The organism is Brevundimonas sp. NPDC092305 (genome assembly GCF_044755415.1).
Lineage (GTDB): Bacteria > Pseudomonadota > Alphaproteobacteria > Caulobacterales > Caulobacteraceae > Brevundimonas.
In genome coordinates, this window is sequence record NZ_JBIVQY010000001.1 from 168,186 (window position 1) to 192,361 (window position 24,176).

General features: G+C 67.6%; 13 protein-coding genes. 6 read left to right on the forward strand and 7 right to left on the reverse strand.

The window, feature by feature from the left end; all coding sequences use genetic code 11:
• Positions 1 to 1,760 (reverse strand): FecR domain-containing protein (locus ACIQC9_RS00750; RefSeq protein ID WP_400611673.1); only part of this gene is annotated, 1,760 nt, incomplete at its 3' end.
• Between the two features lie 146 nt (positions 1,761 to 1,906).
• Here ACIQC9_RS00750 and ACIQC9_RS00755 point away from each other — a divergent pair.
• The 3 genes from ACIQC9_RS00755 (at position 1,907) to ACIQC9_RS00765 (ending at position 9,025) form a co-directional block, all read left to right on the forward strand.
• Positions 1,907 to 3,493: a ShlB/FhaC/HecB family hemolysin secretion/activation protein gene (locus ACIQC9_RS00755; RefSeq protein WP_400611675.1), complete on the forward strand. Its 1,587-nt coding sequence runs from the start codon at positions 1,907 to 1,909 to the stop codon at positions 3,491 to 3,493.
• A 153-nt stretch (positions 3,494 to 3,646) separates the two neighbouring features.
• A complete protein-coding gene (locus ACIQC9_RS00760; protein ID WP_400611677.1) occupies positions 3,647 to 4,942 on the forward strand; it encodes a cation:proton antiporter in 1,296 nt (431 codons plus the stop codon).
• 279 nt (positions 4,943 to 5,221) lie between these two features.
• Entirely contained in the window at positions 5,222 to 9,025 is a 3,804-nt protein-coding gene (locus ACIQC9_RS00765; protein WP_400611679.1) for a LamG-like jellyroll fold domain-containing protein, read from the forward strand.
• Between the two features lie 60 nt (positions 9,026 to 9,085).
• Here the strand turns inward: ACIQC9_RS00765 and ACIQC9_RS00770 are convergent, their stop codons facing one another.
• Both ACIQC9_RS00770 and manD read right to left on the reverse strand, forming a co-directional pair.
• Complete coding sequence (locus tag ACIQC9_RS00770) at positions 9,086 to 9,934, reverse strand: DUF4861 family protein (protein ID WP_400611681.1); 849 nt, start codon at positions 9,932 to 9,934, stop codon at positions 9,086 to 9,088.
• A 10-nt stretch (positions 9,935 to 9,944) separates the two neighbouring features.
• Entirely contained in the window at positions 9,945 to 11,195 is a 1,251-nt protein-coding gene (gene manD / locus ACIQC9_RS00775) for a D-mannonate dehydratase ManD (RefSeq protein WP_400615316.1), read from the reverse strand.
• Between the two features lie 80 nt (positions 11,196 to 11,275).
• Here manD and ACIQC9_RS00780 point away from each other — a divergent pair, with 80 nt between their 5' ends.
• Entirely contained in the window at positions 11,276 to 12,037 is a 762-nt protein-coding gene (locus ACIQC9_RS00780) for a FadR/GntR family transcriptional regulator (RefSeq protein WP_400611683.1), read from the forward strand.
• A 4-nt stretch (positions 12,038 to 12,041) separates the two neighbouring features.
• Here the strand turns inward: ACIQC9_RS00780 and ACIQC9_RS00785 are convergent, their stop codons facing one another.
• A complete protein-coding gene (locus tag ACIQC9_RS00785; protein ID WP_400611685.1) occupies positions 12,042 to 13,301 on the reverse strand; it encodes an alginate lyase family protein in 1,260 nt (419 codons plus the stop codon).
• Positions 13,302 to 13,353: 52 nt separating this feature from the next.
• Positions 13,354 to 16,233, reverse strand: coding sequence for a TonB-dependent receptor (locus ACIQC9_RS00790; RefSeq protein WP_400611687.1), 2,880 nt, complete (start codon positions 16,231 to 16,233; stop codon positions 13,354 to 13,356).
• A 140-nt stretch (positions 16,234 to 16,373) separates the two neighbouring features.
• On the opposite strand from ACIQC9_RS00790, the gene ACIQC9_RS00795 reads away from it, so the two are divergent.
• Positions 16,374 to 17,525 carry a glycoside hydrolase family 105 protein gene (locus ACIQC9_RS00795; RefSeq protein WP_400611689.1) on the forward strand — a complete coding sequence of 384 codons (1,152 nt, stop codon included), beginning with the start codon at positions 16,374 to 16,376 and terminating at the stop codon, positions 17,523 to 17,525.
• A gap of 119 nt (positions 17,526 to 17,644) precedes the next feature.
• A complete protein-coding gene (locus tag ACIQC9_RS00800; RefSeq protein ID WP_400611691.1) occupies positions 17,645 to 19,492 on the forward strand; it encodes a hypothetical protein in 1,848 nt (615 codons plus the stop codon).
• Here ACIQC9_RS00800 and ACIQC9_RS00805 read toward each other — a convergent pair whose 3' ends face one another.
• Both ACIQC9_RS00805 and ACIQC9_RS00810 read right to left on the reverse strand, forming a co-directional pair.
• Positions 19,493 to 20,929 (reverse strand): efflux transporter outer membrane subunit, encoded by a 1,437-nt coding sequence (locus ACIQC9_RS00805; protein WP_400611693.1) that lies wholly within the window; start codon positions 20,927 to 20,929, stop codon positions 19,493 to 19,495. It abuts the gene before it with no gap.
• A complete protein-coding gene (locus ACIQC9_RS00810; protein WP_400611695.1) occupies positions 20,929 to 24,174 on the reverse strand; it encodes an efflux RND transporter permease subunit in 3,246 nt (1,081 codons plus the stop codon). Before ACIQC9_RS00810 ends, ACIQC9_RS00805 begins: the two co-directional genes overlap by 1 nt.
• Between the last annotated feature and the right edge of the window lie 2 nt (positions 24,175 to 24,176).

Below are 24,176 nucleotides of genomic sequence, written 5' to 3' on the forward strand. Positions count from 1 at the left end.
CCGCCGGGTCCGCCATTGCCGGGCCCGCCCGGGTTGCCGCCATTACCGTTTCCGCCGCCGGGGTTGCCGCCGCCGTTGCCGTTTCCACCGCCGGGATTGCCGCCGCCGGGTCCGCCATTGCCGGGCCCGCCCGGGTTGCCGCCATTACCGTTTCCGCCGCCGGGGTTGCCGCCGCCGTTGCCGTTTCCACCGCCGGGGTTTCCGCCGCCGGGTCCGCCATTGCCGGGTCCGCCCGGGTTGCCGCCATTGCCGTTTCCACCGCCGGGGTTTCCGCCGCCATTGCCGTTTCCGCCGCCGCCATTGCCGTTTCCACCGCCGGGGTTGCCGCCGCCGTTGCCGTTCCCGCCGCCGGGGGTTCCGCCGCCATTGCCGTTTCCACCGCCGGGGTTGCCGCCTCCGTTGCCGTTTCCGCCGCCGGGGGTTCCGCCGCCGTTGCCGTTTCCGCCGCCGGGGGTTCCGCCGCCAGGGTTGCCCCCGGAGTTGCCGGGTCCACCGCCGGGATTGCCGCCGCCGTTGCCGTTACCGCCGCCGCCGTTGCCGGGCCCGCCGTGACCGGGGCCACCCGGGCTGCCGCCATTGCCGCCGTTTCCGCCGCCGTTGCCGGGCCCGCCGTGGCCGGGTCCACCCGGGTTGCCGCCGTTGCCGCCTCCACCACCGGGATTACCGCCCCCGCCGGCGCCGGGATTGCCGCCCTTGCCGGGGCCGCCAGGACTTCCGCCGCCGTTGCCGGGTCCGCCATGTCCGGGCCCTCCCGGATTGCCGCCATTGCCGGGACCCTTACCCGAGCCGCCGCCGTTCTCTCCGCCCGGTCCGCCCGGTCCGCCCGGTCCGCCCGGTCCGCCCGGTCCGCCGTTCGCAGGCCCGCCGGGGGCGCCCCCATTTCCGGGACCGCCCGGGGCTCCGCCCTTGCCGGGAGCGGCTCCGCCGCTTCCGGCGTTGACGCCGCCCGCCGGCGACCCGCCGCCCGTATTCGCGCCGCCTGCCGTCCCGGCTCCGCTTGAGCCCGTGGAACCGGAGCCGCTGCCTGCGGGGGCGGCGCCGGTCGTCGCCGTCGAAACCGGCGATGCGGCGGGCGCGGGGGTGCTTGCGGCCGGCGTGGCCGCCGCCGCAACAACGACAGGGGGATTCTCGACCAATCCTCCGGTCACGTCCTTGTAGTCGATGGCCGCGACGACAAGCGAAGCGGTTTCAATCGTAACGGCCGCGCCCGGGCTGGAGACCTCGACGGACGAAGGCTGGGCGCGCGAGACGACGCCCGTCGCGCCTGCGGCCACATCTCCGGAGGCATTGCCGTTGTTGGCGCGCACCTCGACCAGACCTTCAGCGACGTGGACCTCGTCGCCCTCCGGCTCGACGCTGACCGTGAAGGTGGTGCCCTTCACCACTGCGGCCAACAAGGGCGTGTCGACACGGAAGTGAGGCTGGCGCTGGCGATCGACCTGGAAAAGGGCCGAGCCGAGATCCTGGAGAATGCGGGTGAAACCACCCGCCTCGGGCGCCAGCGTCGTCCGGCTGTTCGGGCCGATAACGATACGCTGCTCCCCGTTGGTCAGAACCGCGCGGCCGTTGCCCCCTGTCGTGATGCTGGTGCCGACAGGGAGGACCTGACCCGCAACGCCCGCCGCGCCTTCCCGGGCGGGAGCGGCCACACGGACCGCGCCGCTGACCTCACGCAGTCGCCAGTCGGCGGCGAAAGCCGAGACCGGGGATACGACGATCACGAGCGCGAACGCGAGCAGAAGCAGGCGGAATTTGGTCACTGAAAGCCCTTCCCCAAAAATCCAGCGCCACTGTTAGGCGGGGCGAGGCTTCCAGCCGCTTAAACAACGGCCTTAATGAGAAGTTCACTCGAATCGTGAAGGAGTTAGATCAGAGAAATCCTTATGTACGGTAGCCGACATTGCGCATGTTGAAGTCAACAGCAAGTTATTCCAAACTGCTATTACTCGGAGCAGCGGTTACAATTTCTATATGTGGCGCCTCCGCTTCCTCGGTCGCTGCGCAAGATGTCTCGGAGGACTGCATTGGTGACTGTTTCGTTCTGACAGGACTGACAATCCAGGGTGTGACCGCCTATCCCCTCGCCGACCTTGCGCCCCTCTACCAGGATGACCTGGCGCGTCGCGTCAGCGTGGATGACCTGGTGCGCATCGCGACGGCGGTGACGCACAAATATCGGAGTGACGGCTACTTCCTGACCCGCGCGGTCGTGGCTCCGCATAACGGGCGAAGCGGAGCCGCGACGCTGGTCGTTTATGAAGGCTTTGTCGATCAGATCTCCGTGGACGGCGCGGGCGCTGACGCGGTCCGTTCGGTGCTCCAGCCGCTGGCGAACCGCCGTCCGCTGACGATTGACGAGTTCGACCGGCGCCTTGCGCTGGCGTCCGACTTCCCGGGCGTCACCCTGAAGAGCCGCCTTGAGCCGGTTCTTGGCGATCCGGCGCGACACAATCTTGTCGTCGAGACGGACCTCGATCGCGCCTCCGCCGGCGCCTATCTTGAGAACCGGGGCTCCGACGCCCAGGGTCCGTGGCAGGCCTATCTGACCGCCAGTTTGAACACGGTGATCACGCCTGGCGACCAGCTGACGTTTTCGACACTGACCACGCCTGAACAGCCCGACGAACTGACGTCAGCGGAATGGGCCTACTCGACCCCGCTCGGTGAAGGGCGCCGACTTCGGTTCGCCGTCTCGGGCTACAGCACCGATGCCCCGCCCGGAGCCACGAACAGCTGGCTGAGCGGACGCAGCCACGCCTTCAGCGCCAACTACGCCCAGCCCCTCATGCGCTCGCGTCGGAAAAACCTCTGGCTCAATGCGGGGTTGGATGTGCGGCATGTAGAGCAGACGTTCGTCTTGACTGGCCTCAACGATGAGGACCTCACCGTCGCGCGCGTGTCGCTCGCCGGCCAGTACCGGATGGACGAGGGCTATGTTTCGGGCAGCCTGCAGGTGTCCCAGGGTCTCGACGCCTTCGGCGCCACAGTTGAGAACGCACCGACCCTGACGCGAAACGACGCCGACGCCGTCTTCACCAAGGTCAACCTGAACCTTTGGGGCTACCATGACCTCGGGCGGTACGTCGGCGTCTACGGGGAGATGGCGGCGCAGTGGTCGGGCGATCCTCTCCTGAACTCCGAGGAGTTCTTTGTTGGCGGGCCGACGTTCGGTCGCGCCTACAACTACGGTGAGGTCGGCGGAGATCGAGCCGTCGCCGCAATGGTCGAAATGCGGCTGGGCTGGGATCCCGAGCCTCGCCTTGTAGAGTTCCTGCAAGTCTTCGCCTTCTACGATGCGGCCTCGGTCTCGAACTACGATTTCGGGGGCGGCATGCGCTCCGATGAGCTTTCCACCGCCGGCGCCGGCGTTCGCGTCACCCTCGCAGGGCAGGTTGTCGTGAAGCTGGAACTCGCCAAGCCCCTCGACTGGATCCCCTACACCGAGACCGACAACGGCTGGCGCACGTTCGTCTCCCTGTCCAAACAGTTCTAGGCGTCTTCTGCTGACTCAGCCGAAGCTCGGGCTGACCGGCCATGGCCTCCGTTCCGCGTCTGGCGCGATCCAGAACGCGTGGCGTGTTCGTCGGTAACCCGGAGGTCGTTGCCGCATTACGGGGATGTCGCTGCGTTAATCGCCCGGAGAGCCATGCCCGACTCCTATATTCTGATCTTGTTCGTGGTGGGGGCGCTGGTTGCGCTGGTGGCCTGGCTGCCGCTCGTTTTCCGGCGTGCGCCGCTGTCATTGCCTATCGTCTGCGTGATCCTCGGAGCCGCGCTGTTCAGCCTGCCGCAGGTGGGGTTTGATCCGCTGCCGCAGACCTTTCCGGCGATCACCGAGCGGTTGACCGAATTCGTTGTGATCATCGCTCTGATGGGGGCGGGTCTGAAGATCGACCGGATCTTCAACCTGAGGCGATGGGGTGTGACCTGGCGGCTGCTGGGTGTGACGATGATACTGTCGGTGGTGGCGATCACCCTGCTGGGCTGGACGGTGCTGGGACTGGGCCTGGCCGGGGCGATCCTGCTGGCCGGAACCCTCGCGCCGACCGATCCGGTGCTCGCCTCGGACATACAGGTCGGGGCGCCGCGCGAGGGACGAGAGGATGAGGTCCGCTTCGGCCTGACGTCCGAGGCGGGGCTGAACGACGGTCTGGCGTTTCCGTTCGTGAACCTGGCCATCGCTCTGGCGCTGGTCGCGGCCGGCCAGAGGGACGACTGGTTCGGACACTGGCTGACGGTCAGCGTGCTGTGGGAGATCGGGGCCGGGCTGGGCATCGGCTGGGCGATCGGCTGGCTGTTCGGCTGGCTGACCTTCGCCGGCCCTTCACGGACGCGACTGGCGGCGACCCGGGACGGATTCATAGTACTGGCGGCGACCTTCCTCTCATACTCGGTGACGGAGATGCTGCACTGCTACGGGTTTCTGGCGGTCTTCATCACGGCGCTGGCGTTCCGGCATGCGGACCGGGATCACGACTTTCACGTCGAGATGCACGACTTCATCGAGCAGATCGAACGGATGGCCATGATGGTCGTACTGGTGCTGTTCGGCGGCGCGCTGGCGTCAGGCTTGCTGGCGCCGCTGAGGCCGCTGGACGTGATCGTGGCGGTGACCATCGTCCTGGTGGTGCGGCCATTGGCCGGGATGGTCGGCTTCATCGGCTGGCGGCGGCCAATGCGCGAGAAGCTGATCCTGGCCTTCTTCGGGATCCGGGGCGTGGGTTCATTCTACTATCTCGCCTATGGCCTGAACGCCGCGCCATTCGAGGGCGGGGACCGACTTTGGGCCATCGTCGGCTTGGTCTGTCTGATGTCGATCCTGTTGCACGGGATTACGGTCACGCCGGTGATGAGATGGTTCGATCGCAGTCAGGGCAGGGATCCCGACGCGGAAGCGGAAGGGGTCGACGCCAGTGCGTCGGGGCGAGGGGCGTCGGCCTGACTTCGCATTTTGCTTCTGTCGAGCAGCAGACCGCACGCAGGGCGAGTTCGGCGCGGCCTGCGCGCTGGCGCAAACCGGTCTTCAACGGGATATTTCGGCGCCCTCAATCGGCTCTGCAGGCCGTCAAGGCCGAAGGCTGTTGAGGCTCGCGCTCACCGCGTGTGCTTCATAACGGACCCGGGCAATCACGCATCATCCTGAAGAGGCGCTTGACGCGACCTCCAGACACCGGTGTCATGTCGTTGCGCCGACGGAGATCGGCACAGGGATCAGGAAGCCATGTCCATCGTGCAACGCGCCATCGCTGCTGTTCTGATCGCGGGAGCGGCCGGAGCCGCTCACGCCCAGAACGGGGCGCCCCGTACTGACGGTCTGCTGTTTCACATGACGGCCGACAGTGGCCTGAAAGCCGACTACGCGGCCGGCCAGGCCGAACCTACGTTTGCGGACAAGGTGTCTATCCGCACGACCGGTGGTGCGCGCGGCGGCTATCTGGAAGGCACGGACGACCAGCAGCTCGCCTGGCGCGCGCCCGACAACATCTACGCGTCGCGCGGCGCCGTCGCCTTCGACTGGCGGTCCCGATATCCGGTCGGTCCCACGCCCTTCGTGCTCTTCCGGGTCGGCTACGCGAACCATTCGAGCTGGGACATGACCTTCCTGCGCATCGACTGGAATGGGCGTGGGTTTGAAGCGTTCGTAACCGATCGGAACCTCGGCCGCATCCGGGTGTCCTACGACCTGCCCGAGGCCCTGTCGCCCGAGGCCTGGCGGCACATCGCGTTCAGCTGGGACGAAACCGAAGGGGTGGTCCTGCATATCGACGGCCAACGCGTTTCGGAGACGCGAACCCCGGCGGTCCTTGACGCCGCGCTGGACCAGTTCGGAACGGCTGGACGGATCGTTGCGCCGATCCAGGTTCACAGTCGCTACAGCTTTACCCGCGGTTCGGACTACGACGACCTGAGGATCTACGACCACGCCCTCTCGGACGCCGAGGCGACAGCGATCGCGAGCCGGGATCCGGGGGCGCCTTCTCCGTCTGTCGCTACATCTGACAGCGATGGCGACTGGCGCGCCGGGTGGAGCCATCGATACGGCTTCGACCAAGGCTCCGCACCGTATCTGGCCGACCCCGAAACCCGCATCCGGCGTGTCGAGTTCACCGAGCAGCGCGACGTGGCCCAACGGATGTGGAAGGGCAATGACGGCGTGCGGGAAACGACCTGGCCGGGCCTCTACAACCGCTCCCGCCTTCCGGGTCGCGACGACTATTTCACCCTGCCGGACTGGAACGTCTATTCCATGGGCGGGCGGTCAGCGACCTGGTTTCTGCCGGACGAGCCCTGGAACCAGATCGAGATACAGGGCGCCGCCTATGGACGGCTGTCCCGTGTCGAGGCGATACTCGAGTCCGGTCGGGTCGTCGATACAACGCCGGCGCGGCTTCTCGCATCGCGTCCGGCGGGCGCCGAGCGCACCACGACGCGGACGCCCGGCGGCGAAGGCGGTGCGCTCCGGTTCGTCAACACCAGCCCCGAAACCCCGATCCAGGAGATCGGGGCCTACAATGTGACTGCCGGTTCGCCGCCTCCCGGGATCGGCGACTATCCCTATGTCGTCCGCGCAGGCGTCGAGCCCAGCTATGTGGCCGTCGACGGTCTGACGGCCTTCATCAACGGTCGGCACCCGGCAGAGGAGCGCGACACGCTGGCCGCGGTCCCTGCCAGCGCCCCGACAGCGCCGCGACGAACGGCCCTGCGTGGCGAGAGACCGCTGGCCCATATCGTTGTCCCGATCGATTTCCGCCGCGGACGTCCGGGCGGCCCGCTCATCCGCAACGTTCCGACCCTCAGCTTCCAGGAGGCCGGCGGTCTGGACGGGATCGTTCTCGATATCCCGGCGCTCGACGTGCGGCCCGGGCGCGACGGTCTGGTTTCGCTCAATATCCGGGTCAAGGATCCCACCTGGGCCTTACGCGATCTGCTGGACGTCAACGTCAGCGTCCGGCCAGGCGAGGCGCGCACCGTCTTTCTCGATACACGCGACCGCATCCTCGCCGACGATGAGAGCCTGTACCTGACCATCGCGGCGTCCAGCTTCGACTTCACCGCCTCCGATCTCGACGGGATGGGGGTCCGTATGGTGTTCAAGAGCCGGGACGAAGCCCGGCGTGAGCATGTTGCGGATCGCGAGATGCAGATTCGGGATTCCTACGGTTTTCTGGTGGAGGAACGGCAGATCACGCGCGATCTGGGACTGTTCGACCAGTTCTATCGCGACCTGACGGACCTGTTGCGCGTGGATCCTGAAAACACCGTGGGTCGGTCTTACTGGAGCGAATGGAACACGTCCCAGCCGCTGCCGCCGTTCACCCAGCCTGAGCCGCCGCCCGGCGTTCCCTTGTGGGCCTTCCGGCAGACCGAAGACCTGAAGCTGGTAAGACAATTCGTCAACTGGTGGATCGACAACCGGCAGGTCGACGGCGAGTTCGGCGGCGGTATTTCCGACGATGTCGACCTGACCAACCAGTGGGTCGGTCCGGCGCTTATGGGGGTGGATCCGGACAAGTTCACCGCCTCGGTCGCGGGGCTTGTGGAGGCGAGCTATCGCAACGGGATGTGGACCAACGGTCTGGGTACGATCCAGACTGACGAACTGCACGTCTATGAGGAGGGCGTAAACGCCATCAGTCAGCTCGCCCTGCTTCGACGTGGCGATCCCCAGTCCGTTGAACGGCTGATGGCGACCGCGCGGCGGTATGACGATCTGACCGCGATCAACGCCGCCGGACACCGGCACATCGTCTCCAACTATTTCAGCGGGTCGGTCATCGCACGCGACACGCCCTGGGACTGGTCCAAGGGGCAATCCCATCTGATCCTTCATCCGGGCATGGCGCTGGTCGACTACAACGGTTCGCCCAGGCTCCGTCGCCTTCTGCTGGAGCTTGCAGACGGGTTCGTCGCCCACGGCAAGGCGGGTCCGGAGGGCGCGCCGGTCTGGCCGGCGGAGATCAACTGGACGACCGACGCGGAGCGAGGAACCGGCCTTGGGCCGACCAACATGCTGCTCTGGTCGGCCTGGCGCTGGACCGGGGACGCCCGTTACCTGGGGCCCATGGGCGAGCCCGGCTCCGCCGGATGGTCGGGGATCACCAGTGACCTGGGACGCGATCTCGGCAGGCTGGACTGGAACGAGCGCCTCGTCCGTGCAGCCGCGCTTCCGGGAGCCTCGTCCGAAGCCCTGACGGTCGCCGCCGCCGAAACCGGCGATCGGGAGCCTCTCGAACGCCTGTACGCGGCGGACATCCACTACGCGTCCGTGCGCATGGCGATGCAGACCGATGACCATTGGTGGAGCGATCGCGTCGAACTTCCGTCCGACCAGCTTCAGCGGGCGCGGCTCGGCGGGGTCGCTCTCGCGCGGAACCGCATCGTACCCGGACACCGCATCAGCTGGCGGTTCCAGGATCCCGAAGACGCCGTACAGGTGGCCGTTCTGGTGCGCGAACCGGCGCGAGACGGTTTCCGCGTCGTGGTCTGGAACACGGCCTCCCATCCGGTCGCAGCCTCGATCGCCGGCGGCGAGGTCACGCCCGGGCGCTGGCGGCTCTCACAGGGGGGCGACGCCGATGGCGACGATCGAGCGGATGTTCCGCAAACCGGCACGATCGACTTTGGCCCGGATGACGCGGTTTCCGTCACTCTTGCCCCGGGCGCCAGCGTGCTTGAGTTCGCACTGGAAGAGGCGGGGACGCCCATGGCTACGCGGCCGGATGTAGGGATTGGCCTTGCAGACATCCTCCGGCGCGGCGACGCCGTGTCCGTCACAGTTCACAGCCTCGGCGGCGTGGCGACGCCGTCCGGGCGCGTCAGGGTCGAAGGCCCGGACGGGGTTGTGTTCGCCGAAGGTCCGTTCGGCCCCATCGCGGCGCCGGAAGATCTGACGCCGAAGACCACAGTCGTCCGGCTGAGGCTCCCACGATCGATCCCCGCCGACGCGCGCGTTCGCCTCATGTTGGACGGAGACCCCGAGGAGATCAGCCGGGCCAACAACATCGTCCGGCTTCCGATACGCTGAGACAGGTGCTGCCGAACGTAGCCGGCAAAGGGACGCCAGTCTGGATTGCGCCGGCCAGACTCAGCGCCGTCCGGACACGTAGGTGTCCCACGCCTCGGCGCTCTGGAAATCCAGCCCCCGATTCCATGCGCTGCCGACTTGATAGGTGAAAGGCTGATCCGGCGTGATCTGAATCAGCAGCAGATGGTTTTCCGCGTCCTCGGCGTGGCCGATCGCCAGAGCCGTCGGCGCGATGATGGTGAGGCTCAGGGCGCCGTGGGCGGGGTCGTCAGGTTCGTGGAAGGTGAGCAGCCCCGGTCCCTTGACGACCCGGCCCGATCCCTGCGCGTTCCGTTGCTTACAGATGCCCAGTCCGATGATCAGCGGGTCCGGCGTGTTCGACCGGATGCGTGAGGTCAGGTTCATGAAGCTGGAACCGGTGCGCAGCTCGATGCTGCGGGTCTCCGAGACATTGCGGATCACATCAACCGGCCACGGGGCGTAGTCGACGGAGAAGCGGGCGACGTCTCCGCCGCTCTCGGCGATGCGAGGATTGCGATAGTTGCGTGAGGTCCAGAGCTTGTTGTCGTACCAGACGCCCAGCCCGCCCGCGCCACGGCTGCGGCCGACGTCGTAGAAGTCGAGCCCCTCGCCCTGATCCTCATGATAGCGGCCCGAGGCCAGCTGACGATCCATGAAGGGGCGCCGGACGCGCTTGGCCCAGACGTCGATGCCGGAACCCGACGGCGGTTCCTTCGCCTCAAGCGCGGCGCCGTAGATGCGGTAGGCGACTCGGTCGTTCTCCCACATCAGATCGTCGAACCGATCGGGCGCCACGCGGGCGACGGCGGCGGGCGCGTCCTGTGGAACGGCGGCCGCGAGCGGCAGGGCGCAGGCGCCGGTCACAGCCTCTCGACGGGTCAGGTTCATGCGTCCGTCCTCACCAGTTGAACATCGTCCCGTCTTCCAGCCGGTTCACCGGCAGATAGGCGCGGCGATAGGGATGCGCAGCAGCGAGATCTTCGTCCAGATCGACCCCCAGACCGGGCGTATCGCCGGGATGAAGCATGCCCTGATCAAAGCTGTAGGCGTGCGGGAAGACCGCGTCGGTCTCCGGCGTGTGGCGCATGTATTCCTGCAGGCCGAAGTTCGGCACAGACATGCCGAAGTGCAGCGCCGCCGCCATAGACACGGGCGACAGGTCCGTCGCGCCATGGCAGCCGGTCCTGACCTGATACAGGTCCGCCAGCGCGGCGATCTTGCGCAGGTGGCTGATGCCCCCGGCGTGAACCACCGTCGCGCGGACGTAGTCGATCAGCTGCTCCTCGATCAGCTGCTTGCAGCTCCAGATCGACGAAAAGATCTCGCCCACCGCCAGCGGCGTGGTGGTGTGGTGGCGGATCGTGCGGAAGGCGGCCTGATTTTCCGCAGGGGTCGCGTCCTCCAGCCAGAAGGGCCGGAAGGGCTCGAGGTCCCGGCCCAGCCGCCCGGCCTCTATGGGCGTAAGGCGGTGGTGCACGTCATGGAGCAGCTCGATGTCCCAGCCCAGCTCCTCCCGCGCGGCGGCGAACAGTTCCGGGACGACGCGCATGTAGGCGTTGGTTGACCATACGCTTTCCTGGGGCAGGCCGGCCGCGGCAGGCTCATAAAACATCTTGTCGGCCGAGACGCCGTAGGTGTCAGCCAGACCCGGCACCCCGGTCTGCAGCCTTACAGCCTTATACCCCATCGCCTGATAGCGCTTCGCCTCGGCGATGGTGTCGGCGATCGTCTCGCCGTTGGCGTGGCCATAGACGGTGACGCCCTCGCGGCACGCCCCGCCCAGAAGCTGGTACAGCGGCAGGCCCGCGACCTTGGCCTTGATGTCCCACAGGGCGACGTCGACCGCGGCGATGGCCGTCATGCCGACCGGGCCGCCGCGCCAGTAGGCGCCGCGATAGAGGAACTGCCACATGTCCTCGATCCGGTGGGCGTCCTTGCCGATCAGCAAGGGGCAGACGTGGTCCTGCAGATAGGCGACCACCGCCATCTCGCGCCCGTTCAGCGTCGCATCGCCCAGACCATAGACGCCGTCCGCCGTCGTGATCTTCAGGGTGACGAAGTTGCGACCCGGACAGGTCACGACCACCGTCGCCCCGGTGATGGGCAGGGCGGCGCCGGCTTTCGTCGGGGCGGGCTTTAGCGGAGACATGTCGTTCATCTGATCTGACCAGTCTGTGGCCGCTGCTCGGGCTGGCCTGACCAGCGGCGGAACACTACACTCGTTTCGGCATGACCACTTCCACGGCAGACACCCGAAAGCTTTATCAGCAGGTCGCCACCGCCATAGCGGCGGCGATCGAGCAGGGGCGCTACCGGCCCGGCCACCGCGTGCCGTCCGAACGAGACCTCGCCGAGGAGTTCGGCGTCAGCCGCCCCACGGTGCGGGAGGCCATGATCGCGCTTGAGATCCGGGGACTCGTCGAGACCCGTCAGGGCTCGGGCGTTTACGTCACCAACGCCCGCCCGGACGCGCCCGCGCCGGAGCTGGACATCGGCGCCTTCGAGCTGACCGAGGCCCGCCGCCTGTTCGAAGGCGAGGCCTGCGCGCTGGCCGCGACCACAATTACGGACGACGAACTGACCGAGCTGGACGCCATCCTGCTGCAGATGATCGACGAGAACGCCTACGGCGGCTTCACGGGCGAGGCGGCGGACCGGCGCTTTCACGTCGCGATCGCGCAGGCGACCCGGAACTCGGCTATGGTGATGGTGGTCGAGAACCTGTGGGACCTGCGCTACCGCTCGCCGCTGTGCGCGGCGATGCTGGAGCGGGCGAGGGCGGTCGGCGTCCGGCCGCTGATCGAGGATCACCGCGCCATTCTGGACGCCCTGAAAGCCCGGGATGCGCAACAGGCGCGGGAGGCCATGCGCCTGCACCTCGGCCACGTGATCGACGACATCCTGACCGCGACCGAGGTTGAGGCCATGGAGCGCGCCCGCAACGACATCGCCGCGCGCCGCAAGGAAATGGCGCGCCGCACGGCCATTTGAGGCGTCAGTCGCCGGCATAGGGCGGCACCCGCAGGTTCAGGTCCAGCTCGGCGTTGCGTCCGGCGTAAAGGGCGGCTTTCTGAGCGAATGACGGCTCGTTCCAGGCCCACGCCGCCCGCTGAAACACCTCGTAGAGGCCCAGCGTCTCGGTCTTGTCGAGTTCGCGCCAGCGCCATTCCTGCTCCCGCCCCGCCCACGGCGCGAGGAAGTCCGCCGCAGCGCGCAAGGACCGGCCGTCTTCGGTGCGATAGCTCCACAGGTCCACGCCTACGCACCGGCCCAGATCGGCCAGATCAAACGCCGCGGTCAGGGTCCAGGTCGAATAGTGCAGCGACCGAGTCCGGGTCAGTTCGCGCGGCAGGCTGCCGTCCGGATCGATCTGCGTCGCCAGCCGTCGGGTGGCGGCGCGTTCGGTCACCGTGCGGGCGACATCGTCCAGTCCGGCGAACAGGGCGAAGTGGGTGATCAGGGTGTCGTAGTAGAGGCCGTGGTTGTTCTCCGCCGCCCGCTCCTCGCGGCCAATGGGGCTGGTCGCCATCCATGTCACCAGCTCGCCGAACCAGTTCTGCAGGCCCTCCAGATCCGTGTCGGCCAGCGCGCCGGACGGCTGGATCAGTCCAACGGATTCCACCACCTTCATCAGGCGATGGGCGTCGATCACGCCCTCGGCCCGACCCGAGACGACGCCGGGCACGGCCTGTCCGTGGTTCAGGTTGGGGTTCATCCGCGTGTCGGGCGCCAAGAACCAGACGCGGAGCAGCTCGGCCGCCTTGTCGGCGTAGCGTCGGTCGCCGGTGAAATAGTGGGCCAGCGCCAGCGCCTGAACGTCCTGGCTCATCTCCTCAAGGTCGGAGACGTCGAAGGCGTTGGTCAGGCGGTCGGGATTGAACTGGCCGTCGCGCCGGACATAGGGCAGGCCGCCCGGCTTCGACGGGTCCGGCCACCAATAGGGCCCCATGCTCATATAGTCGTGCTTGTCGCCGCTGGCCGGCGTCATGGTCTTGTCGACCACGGTATAGGGCGTGCGATTAAGCGCCGCGTCCGCCCGCGTCTTCACGGCAGCCCAAGCCGGCTGCAGCGATGCGTCGCCCCGCTCGACGCGCGCCTTGGTCACGGCCAGCCAGTCGGGCCGCCAGAGGAAGGTGCGGCGGCCGTCAAAGGCGGCGGCGTAACCCTCGGAGCCTTCGCACCGGGGCGCGGCGTCGGCCGCGTCGGCGGAGGCGAGAAGGAGGGCCGCGAGGGATGTGGCGATCAGGCGCTTCATGAGAGGTCCGATCCGCCCGCCGGGACCGCGTCCCGACGGGCGGTGCTTGGCGTCAATACCGGAAGCGAACGCCGAAGTAGTATTGCGGATTGCTCTCGCTGACCTCGGTGATGGCGTCGTATCCGGGCTTGAACATGATGTCCCGGGCGTTGGTGACGTTCAGCGCCTGGAACTTCAGCTGGATGTTGTCGGTCAGGTCGTACTGGGCCGACAGGTTCAGGATGCCCGAGCCGCGTACGCTGCGGTTCGTGCTGCTGTTCGGCTTGGAATAGTCCGAGCGATAGCGGTAGGCGGCGCGAAGTTGCAGGCCGGCGCCTTCCCAGAAGACCGAGGCATTGCCGTTGTGCCGCGACAGGCCGCGCAGGTTGGCCGGTTCGACATAGGGGGCGACGGTCGAGGGATCGGGGAATTCGAAGTCGGCGTCCGCGTAGTTGTACCCGGCGCTCGCACCCAGTCCGGACCACAGGCCGGGCAGCCACGAGAAGGCGGTGCTGGCCGTGACCTCAAGACCCTGCAGGTTGCGCTGCTCGGTGTCGTTCGCGGGGGCGACGGCGTTGAAGGTGGTCTCGACGCCGTTGGCGATGATGGAAGTGGTGAAGGGCTGAACCGCGTCGAACGAGGCGTTCTTGATCCACTTCCGATAGACTGCGAACGAGAAGGCCGTGTCCTCGTTGAGGTAGAACTCCAGCGAGGCGTCCAGATTCCAGCTGTCCAGCGGCTTCAGGTTCGGGTTGCCGGTCTGGGAGTTGGCCAGCACGCCCTGCACGGTCGTCGCGGTGGTGTCCGGGACCGGGTTGATGCCGACGTTGAAGTCCTCGATCCCCGAGCGGGCGATGGCGCGCGAGCCGCCGAAGCGCAGGCGGGTCCGGTCGTTGAGATCGAAGTTCAGGTTCACGCTGGGCAGCCAGTAGTCGTACTCGCCCGTGCCCCGGATTTCGCTCAGCGTACCCGGCACGGTGACGATGGTCGCCGCCGCGCCGCCCACCGACGGGGTCACGGTCACGGCGGAGCGATAGCCGCGGGAGTCCACCTCGGTGCGGACGTAGCGAACGCCGAAGTTGCCGCTGAACGGGATGGCCTGCAGGTCGCCGCCGAAACTGGTCATCCAGTAGATGGCGCTGATCGTCTCCTTGACGTTGATGTCCTCGGGCCCGCGCGAGTCGGCCAGCAGGGGATTGCTGTCGCGGCCGGTGTAGGCCCGGAACAGGCAGTCGTTGTCGAACGTCGCCCAGCTGCGGATGTTGGTCGAGGATTCCGACATGAAGTCGGACGACGGGTAGTCGACACGACAGTCGGCGTTGGCCTGCGCCACCAGTTGCGCGGCGGTCAGACCGTCGCGGGCGATGGGGATGGCGACGTCTGCGTTGTTGTTCAGGTCGGTCCGGCGGGTGTGTTCGGAGTGGCGGACGCCCAGATTCAGCGTCTTGAAGAAGCCGTCGCCCAATTCGTAGACGCTGTCGATCCGGGCCGCAGCGATCTCGTCGCGGCGGTCCGTGACGAGGCGATAGCGGGCGTAGTTAGTGTTTGAGGCCGGAGCGGTGACGAGGAAGGCGCCCGGGTCGGTGATGTCGAAGCCGACGAAGTCGACGGTCGGGACCACGTCGTCGGTCGCGTCCAGCGTATAGACCACGCGGCGCGGCGACCGCATGTTGGTGGCCTTCTGCAGCTCGGTCCGGTGCGACTCCGAATAGGAGATGTCGCCGGTGATCGTCAGCCGCTCGCCGGTCCAGCGACCGGACAGGCCGCCGCCCATATACTCCTCTTCGCGCAGGCGGTTCTCGAGCTGGATCTCGAGGTTGGAGTTGCCGGTGTAGCTGATCAGCGCGCCGTCGCTGTAGCCGTTGCCCGACCCGCCGATGATCAGGGGCTCGATGCCGCGCGCGGCCTCGGTGATGGCCAGCTGGTTGCGGCCCTCAAGACTGGAGCGCTTCGAGTACTGGGCGTCCGCCGTGAAATCGAGCCGATCGTTCGGGCGCCACTGCAGGGCGCCGATCAGGCCGTCGCGAACCTCGCTGGTCGAGATCTGGCGGAAGGTCCGCGAGGTGGTGGCGAAGTACAGCGGCGACAGGGTCGTGCCCGCCTGCTGGGCGGCGCTGAGCGATGGACGCAGGGCGCAGTTGAAGCTGGTCCCGGCCGCCGTCTGGGCGGCCGCCGTGCCGGTGATCAGGTTCGGATTCGCCGCATCGGTGCTGCACGGAATGAAGGCCGAGTTGGTGGTGTAGTAGTCCTCGGGCGCGGCCTGGTCCTGACGCTGGTAGCCGATGCTCAGCCCGATATCGCCGATGCCGGTGTCTTCCCACCGGTTGGTCCACGAGATGTTGGCGCGATAGCCCAGACCGTCGCGGCCGTTAATGGCGGCGTCCTTCTCCTGATAGACGCCGCGATACTCGAACTGCAGACGCGGGCGCGCCTCTAGCGGACGGATGGAGCGCAGGTCGATGACGCCGGCGATGCCGCCCTCGGCGAAGTCCGCCTGCTGGCTTTTGTAGACCAGCACGCCGTTGACCAGCTCGGACGGAAATTGCTGGAAGGCGACCGAGCGGTCGGGGCCGGCGGTCGACACCTCGCGGCCGTTGAAAGTCGAGAAGGACAGCGTCGGGCCCAGACCACGGACCGAGAGTTCGTTGGCGTTGCCCTTGAAGCGGTCGGCGGTCACGCCGGTCACGCGCTCCAACGTATCGCCCACGGAGTTGTCGGGCAGGGAGCCGATCTCGTCATTGACGATGGCGTCCACGATGACGGCGGAGTTGCGCTTCACTGCGATGGAGTTGCGCTGGGTCGCGCGCAGGCCTGTGACGACGACCTCGTCGACGGTGGTCGGCTCCTGCGAGGCGGCCGCCTCAGGCGCGGCGTCCTGGGCGGCGGCGGACGTGGCGGTGACGATCGCGGCCGAGGCCAGCAAGATGGTACGCAGGCTGTGATGGTTCGACATGAATTCCCCCTGGAGCTTCCCTCGCACCCGTAAACCGGATGTCCTATCGTCGCAGGCTAGACCAATTTTGACACCGGTGACAAGATTGGTCAGGCCAAATATCAAAACTGGCCCGAAGTGGTCAGCCACGGGAGGGTTTTATGAGAGTAGTGTGCGTCATCGCCGCCGGTCTGATTGCAGTGTCCGCGCCGCCCGCCAATGCGGCGCAGGCAGATAGACCAGCCGCCGCATCGACGATCGACCTCGCCAAGGCGCATCGGGCGGCGGACTGGCAGCTCGCGCACATGGACCGGTTCGACTATGTGCGCACCTTCCAGCGGCAGACGGCGGATCCGACCGACTGGATCCAGGCCGCCTTCTTCGCCGGGCTGGCCGCCTTCGCCGATTCGACCGGAGACGCCCGTTACGCGCAGGCGATCGAAGGCCATGGCGAGGCGCAGGCGTGGGGTTATGGCGACCGGCCGAGACATGCCGACGACGACGCCATCGGTCAGGCTTGGGTGTGGTCGGCTGCGCGGACATCCGGCGCCGCGCAGGCTGATCGTCTGGCCCCCACTCGCGCCCGGTTCGACGCCGTACTGGCCGCGCCGTCGGACGTCTCGCTGATCTTCGAGGACGCGCCGGGCGATCGGCCCTGTCAGGTCCGGTGGTGCTGGAGTGACGCCCTGTTCATGGCTCCGCCTGTGTGGTTCGAGCTGTCCCGCCTGACGGGCGATGATCGCTACGCGGCGCACGCCGACAAGGAGTTCTGGGCGGCGACGGACGTTCTCTATGACCGCGAGGAACACCTGTTCTATCGCGACAGCCGCTTCATCGGGCAACCGGGCCAAAGCGGGCGCAAGGTCTTCTGGAGCCGCGGCAACGGCTGGACCTACGCGGGCATAGCCAAGATCATCGATAGCCTCGGAGAAGACGATCCCCGGCGCGCCCGTTTCGTGGAACTGTATCGCGAGATGTCGGCGGCGATCATTCCTTTGCAGGGCGCCGAAGGCTACTGGCCCGTCTCCCTGCTGGACCCCGGCGGCCCGCCCGAGACCAGCGGCACCGGCTTCTTCACCTACGGCCTCGCATGGGGTGTGAACCGGGGGCTGTTGACTGATGAGGCCACGCGCTCGGCTGTGCGGAAGGGCTGGTCTGCCCTCGAACACGCCGTTCAGTCGGACGGTCGGCTCGGCTGGGTTCAGCAGGTTGGGTACGCGCCGGATCAGGTCCATGCCGAGGACACCCAGCTTTACGGTGTCGGCGCCTACCTGTTCGCCGCCGCTGAAGTGTCGAAGCGGAATAATTGGTAAGGCCAGTTGCGCAGGTGGTCTTACCTGATACGGTCGCCGGGCTTTGTTCTCTCCAGAACAGCCAACTGTCGGCGGCCGGGTCCTCGATCCGGTCGCCCGCCTTTCCCGGGAGCTTCCGCATGATCCGTTCCGCGACGCTCTGTGCGGCGGCCCTGTCTCTGGCGACTGCGGGGGTCGCCTCGGCGCAGGCCGAACGCGGTGCGATCTACCAGACAGCCCCCGCCATGAACGCGACCTTGGCCAATCGGGTCACGCCCCAGATGGACGCCCTGCTGGACCGGCTCATCGTCGACGGACGCGAGATGGAACTGGACGGCGTCCGGGTCTTCGAGGCGAACGACAAATTCCTGCCCGGCAAGATCGCCATCGGTCTGGCCCACGCCATCCTGTCCGCCCCCGAGGGCGACCCTCGGCGCGAGCGCTATCTGGCAGGCTTCCGCCGGCTCGCCGACCTGACGCTTGAGGACGAAAACGAGACCTGGGGCATCTACTACTACGTCTCCGCCCTGCATCAGCTTCACGACGCAGGCCTGCTCGATCAGGCGGTGTCGGCGCCCACGCTGGCGCGCCTGCGGGAGCGGCTCGACTGGCGGGGGTTCGTGCGGCAGGACGACCTGACTCTGATCAACCTGCCCAACAACTACTACGGGGTGGCCTTCAGCATCGCGCGGTTGCGGTTCCTGCTCGGGTGGGAAGACGCTTCGGGCAGTGAGGCCCTGCTGGCGCGGACGCTGGATCATTTCCGGCGCTATTCTGGCGAGTATGGCTTCGCTGACGAGACCGACGGGGAAGGGCGCTTCGATCGCTACAGCGTCCTTCTGATCGGCGAGATCGCCCAACGCTTCATCGAGACGGGCGTGGAGCCGCCGCCGGAAGTGCGGACATGGCTGCGTCGGTCGGTCGATCTGCTGCTGCCGCGCTTCAACCTGCGCGGCGAGGGCTTCGAGTATGGCCGCAGCATCGGGACCTATGGCGAGACCGCCTTCCTCGAGGTGCTGACCGCCGCGGCGGCGCTGGACATCCTGACCGACGAGGAAGAGCGGATGGCCTACGCCTTCTCGTCGCGCATCACGGCTCGATACGCGGACTTCTGGCTGGATAGCGGAACGGGCTCGGTCAACCTGTGGGATCATGGCCGCAAGACCGACGCCTATCGCGGCAAGCACCGGATCCTTGGCGAGAACCTCAGCCTGTCGCACCAGCTCTACTACACCAACGCCCTGTGGAACCGGGCGGGCTATCAGGATCAGGCGCCCGATGCGGGCTTTGCGCACTGGCTCGGCGGTCTGCCCCGTTCGACGGTGACATGGTTCTCACGCGGCGAGTTCGATCGTCTGCTGGTGACATGGCGAGACGGAGATCGCCTGGTTGGCCTGCCCCTGATCAACGGCGGGCCGGGGCAGCATATGAACAACCCCTATTACCCGGCGCCCTTCTCACCGGGGGTGCTTTCGGGATCGGCGGACGCGACCTTCCCGCAGTTGGTCCCCCGGCTGACACTGGCGGACGGCGCGGTTTTGCAGCCGCTGAGCTGGTTCCGGGACGTGCGCGTCGACGAACAGGCCGATGGCGTGGTCGTCGAGTACCGGCAGGACGAGATGGACCTGATGGGCGAGAACGCGCCGCGTCGGGACGCCCGCGCCGCGGCCAGCACGCGGTTCGAACTTCGCACCAAGTCCGTCGAGCGCTCGGACGTGATCACCCTGGCGGCCGGTCAGACCGGCGCGGACGTCGATCTGGAGTTCGCGACCTTCTCCTACGGCGCGCAGGCAGGGCCGGACGGCATCCGCTTCGCCGGTGGCGAGGTCGAGAGGTTCACCGCGGTCGGTCTGACTTGTCGCGCTGTCGAGCCCGACGCACCGGCCTACCGGACCCCCGTCGGGCCCTATGCGACCGTCGTGCGCTGCACGGGCCGCATTACGGGAGCCGAAGGACGGATCGGCTGGCGACTGGCCTTCCGATCCTGATCAGACGGCTTCGCTCCAGCCGCCCGCCAGAGCCTTGAACAGGGCGATCTGGTAGGTGGTCACTAGCGCATCCGACGCCGCCAACTGGGCGTCAGCCGAAGCGAGTGTCCGCTCCGCGTCCAGCACAGTCAGGAAGCTGTCCGCGCCCGCATCGAAGCGCAGTCGCGACAGGCGGGCCGCGTTCGCCGCCTGATCCCTCGCCGACTGCAGAGCCGAGCGACGGTCCAGTTCGTTGGCGTAGTTGGACAGGGCGGTCTCGGTCTCCTGCAACGCCACCAGAACCGTCTGGTCGAACGTCGCGAGCGCGGCGTCCGAGCTGGCGCTGGCCTGCTCGATGCGGGACCGCGCGGCGAAGACGTTCGGGAAGGACCAGCTGATCAGCGGACCCACGCTGAAGCGGAACGACGAATCATCGCCGAGGTCGCCGGCGTCCAGCGCGGTCGAGCCGACGGATCCGCCTAGGCTGATGCGCGGGAAGAGATCAGCCGTGGCCACGTTCACGCGGGCGGCGGCGCCGGCGAGGTTGCGCTCGGCCTGACGCACGTCCGGGCGGCGGGCCAGAAGCGCGGCGCCGTCCCCGACCGGGATCGGCTGGGTCAGCTGTGGCGGGCGTTGGCACTGACGCGCGGCGTCGCTGGCCTCGGCCGGGGTCACGCCGGTCAGGGTGGCCAGCCGGAACAGCGCGCCGTCCCGCTGGGCGTTCAGCGGCGGCAGGCTGGCGCGGGTGGTTTCCAGCGCGGCGCGGGCGCGCGAGGTGTCGAGCCCGTTGCCGGCGCCGGCGTCGAGCAGGCGCTGGGTCAGATCGACGGTGTTGGACTGCAGCTCGATCGTACGCTGTGCGACCGCGATCTGGGCGTTGGCCGAACAGGCGTCAGCATAGGCGCGGGCGGTCTCGGCGGCGACCGTGACACGGACGATGTCCAGCGCGGCGGCGGCGGCGTCAGCATCGGCGCGGGCGGCGCGGATGGTCGACTCCACGCGGCCGAACAGATCGACCTCGTAGGAGACGTCGAGACCGACGTCATAGGTCTCACCCTCGTCCGCCGTCGTGCCGGCGGGAAGGCCGGGCACGGTCGCAGCCGAGGGACGGCCGTATTGATAGCCCGCGCTTGTCGTCGTGCCGGGGAACCGGCCGACGCGCGCTTCGCCCAGAGCGGCGCGGACGCGGCGCAGGTTGGCGGCCGCGGCCTCCAGTTCGTTGTTGTTGGTCAGCGCCTGCTGGACCAGTCCGTCCAGCGTCGGATCGGCGTACAGCCGCCACCAGTCGTCGCGCGCCGTATCCGGAGACACGGCGGCCGACTGCGAGCCGATGAAGGCGCCCGACGCGGAGGGGGGAAGGGTCGCATCGGGCGCCTTCGGCCCGACCGCGCACGAGGCGAGCAAAAGCGCAGCGCCGGCGGTCGCGGTCAGGAACCGGAGGTGGGGTCTAACAGTCATCAGGCGTCTCCCGAGCGGGCCGTACCGGCCGCTTCGGCTTCATGCGGCGGCAGGCCGCCCGTGGTGGGGATGGTCCGCTCTTTCTGCGGCTCCTTGGGCATCTTCGACGCAACCCAGCGCATGGCGACGTAGAAGACCGGCGTGAAGATCAGGCCGAACAGGGTAACCCCCAGCATGCCCGAGAACACGGCCGTGCCCAGCGACTGACGCATCTCGGCGCCCGGACCCGTGGCCAGCATCAGCGGCACGACGCCGAAGATGAAGGCGAACGAGGTCATCAGGATCGGACGCAGGCGGGTCCGTGCGGCCTGCACCGCCGCATCCCAGCGGTTCAGTCCCTCGTCCTCGTTCTGCTTGGCGAACTCGACGATCAGGATGGCGTTTTTGGCCGCCAGCGCGATCAGCACCACAAGCCCGATCTGGACCAGGATGTTGTTGTCCAGACCTCGGATGTTGACCCCGATCATCGCCGCGAGAATGCACATCGGCACGATGAGCACGACCGCGAGAGGCAGGGTGAAGGCTTCGTACTGGGCCGCCAGCACCAGGAAGACGAAGACCACCGCCAGGGCGAATACCCCGATCGCGCCGCCGGCCGCTTCCTTTTCCTGCAACGCCAGACCGGTCCACTCATAGGAGAAGCCGGGCGGCAGGGTTTGTTGGGCCATCTGCTCCATGGTCTGGATCGCCTGCCCGGACGAGACGCCCATGGCGGCCGATCCCTGAAGCTCGGCGGCCGGGAACAGGTTGTAGCGGACGATCCGCGCTGGACCGGAGTCCTCACGCAGGTTGGCGACCGAGCCGATCGGCACCATGGCGCCGGAGGCCGAGCGGGTCTGCAGGTTGGCGATGTCGGCGATGTCGTCGCGCGCCGTCGGCTCCGCCTGCGCCGTCACCCGGAAGGTCCGTCCCAGATAGTTGAAGTCGTTGACGTAGGACGAGCCCAGATAGACCCCCAACGTGTTGAACACGTCGGACGGCTGGACCCCCATCATCAGCGCCTTGTCGCGATCGACGTCGGCGGCGATGCGAGGCGAGCCGGTGTTGTAGGTCGAGAAGACCTGCTGCACCTGCGTCGGCGCCTGGGCGGCTGCGCCCATCATGGCGAAGGTGGCGCCTTCCAGCGCGCGATAGCCTGCGCCGCCGGTGTCCTGAACCATCAGCTGGAAGCCGTTGCCGTTGCCCAGACCCTGAACCGCGGGCGGGGCGATGACGAAGATGTTGGCTTCCTCGATGCCCGCTGTCGCCCCGGTGATCGCGCCGGCCAGAGCCGCGGCGCTCTGCTCGGCGCTCTTGCGATCGTCGAAGGCGTCCAGACGGACGAAGATGGTCGCGGCGTTGGAACCGAACGAGAAGCTGGTGCCGTCCAGACCGGCGAAGGCGACCATGCCCTCGACGCCCTCGGTGTTCTTGATCGTCTCCGACGCGCGCTTCATCACGGCCTCGGTGCGCTCGAGCGAGGCGCCCGGGGGCAGCTGCACGACGCCGATCAGGAAGCCTTGGTCCTGCTCCGGAATGAAGCCCGAAGGCGTGTCCATCAGACGCCAGCCGGTCAGCGCCAGCATGCCGACGTAGACGACCAGCACGACCGCGACCATCCGCACCAGACGCGCGGTCAGGCGACCGTATTTGTCCGACAGCCAGTCGAAGCCTTCGTTGAACTTCCGTCCGCCGAAGCCGACATAATAGACGACCGAGCCCCACAGGCCGGGCTTGCGATGCGTGTCATGCTCCTTGTGCGGCTTCAGCAGCAGCGCGGCCATCGCCGGCGACAGCGTCAGCGAGACCAGCAGCGAGACGACGGCCGCGGTCGAGATCACCACCGCGAACTCGCGATAGAAGATCCCAGGAATACCCGGCACGAAGGCGGTCGGGAGGAACACCGAGACCAGCACCAGACCGATGGCGATCAGGGCGCCGGACACCTCCTGCATCGAACGATAGGCCGCCTCCTTGGGCGTCAGCCCTTCGCGGATGTAACGCTCCACGTTCTCGACCACGACGATGGCGTCGTCGACGACGATGCCGACGGCCAGAACGAGGGCGAACAGGCTCAGGGAGTTGATCGAGAACCCGAGCGCCAGTTGCACCGCGAAGGTCGCCACCAGAGCCACCGGAATGGCCACGATGGGAATCAGCGCCGCACGCCAGGTCTGCAGGAAGACCAGCACCACGATGACCACGAGGATGACGGCCTCGAACAGGGTGTGCTGCACGGACTCGACCGACGCCGCGACGAATTCCGTCGGGTTGTAGGCGTTCTGCACCGACATGCCCTGCGGCAGTTCGGCCTTGATCGCCTCGACTTCATCCAGCACCCGCTCGGCCGTGGCCAGCGCGTTGGCGCCCGGTTGCTGGATGATGGCGATGCCGACGCCGCGCTGGCCGTCGAAATAGCCGTTGATGCCGTAGTCCTGTGCGCCCAGTTCGACGCGCGCCACGTCGCGGACGCGGGTCACGCGGCCTTCAGCATCGCTCTTGATGACGATGTTGGCGAACTCGTTCGGATCGCTCAGACGGCCCTGCACCTGCACCGGCAGCTGGAAGGCGGAGGCGTTGGTAGGGAAGGGCGGCTGGCCGATGGCGCCGGCCGCGGCCTGCACGTTCTGGGCGCGCAGGGCGGCGACGATGTCGGTTCCGGTCAGGCCGCGCTCGGCGGCCTTGGCCGGGTCGATCCAGACCCGCATCGAATAGTTGCCGCCGCCGAACACCTGCACGGCGCCGACTCCCTCGATGCGCAGCAGTCTGTCGCGCAGCACGGACTGGGCGTAGTTGCCGATGTAGTCGTTATCCAGCGCGCTGTTCGGGGAGGTCAGTCCCAGAATCATCAGGAAGCCGGATTCCTGCTTGTTCACGGTCACGCCGATCTGACGGACCTGTTCAGGCAGGCGGGGCTCGGCCAGCGCCACGCGGTTTTGGACCAACACCTGCGCGGCATCCAGATCGGTGCCGGGCTGGAAGGTCACGGTGATCGCCACTGTGCCGTCCGAGGTCGAGGACGAGGACAGGTACAGCATCCCCTCGACGCCGTTGACCTCCTGCTCGATCGGAGCCGCCACGGTCTCGGCCATGGTTTCGGCCGAGGCGCCCGGATAGGCGGTGTTGATGCTGATCGTGGGCGGCGCGATCTCCGGATACTGCGAGAGCGGCAGCAGCGGATAGGCGAAGATCCCGATCAGGGTGATGAACACCGAGATCACGGCCGCGAAGATCGGCCGGTCGATAAAGAAGCGGGAGATGTTCATAG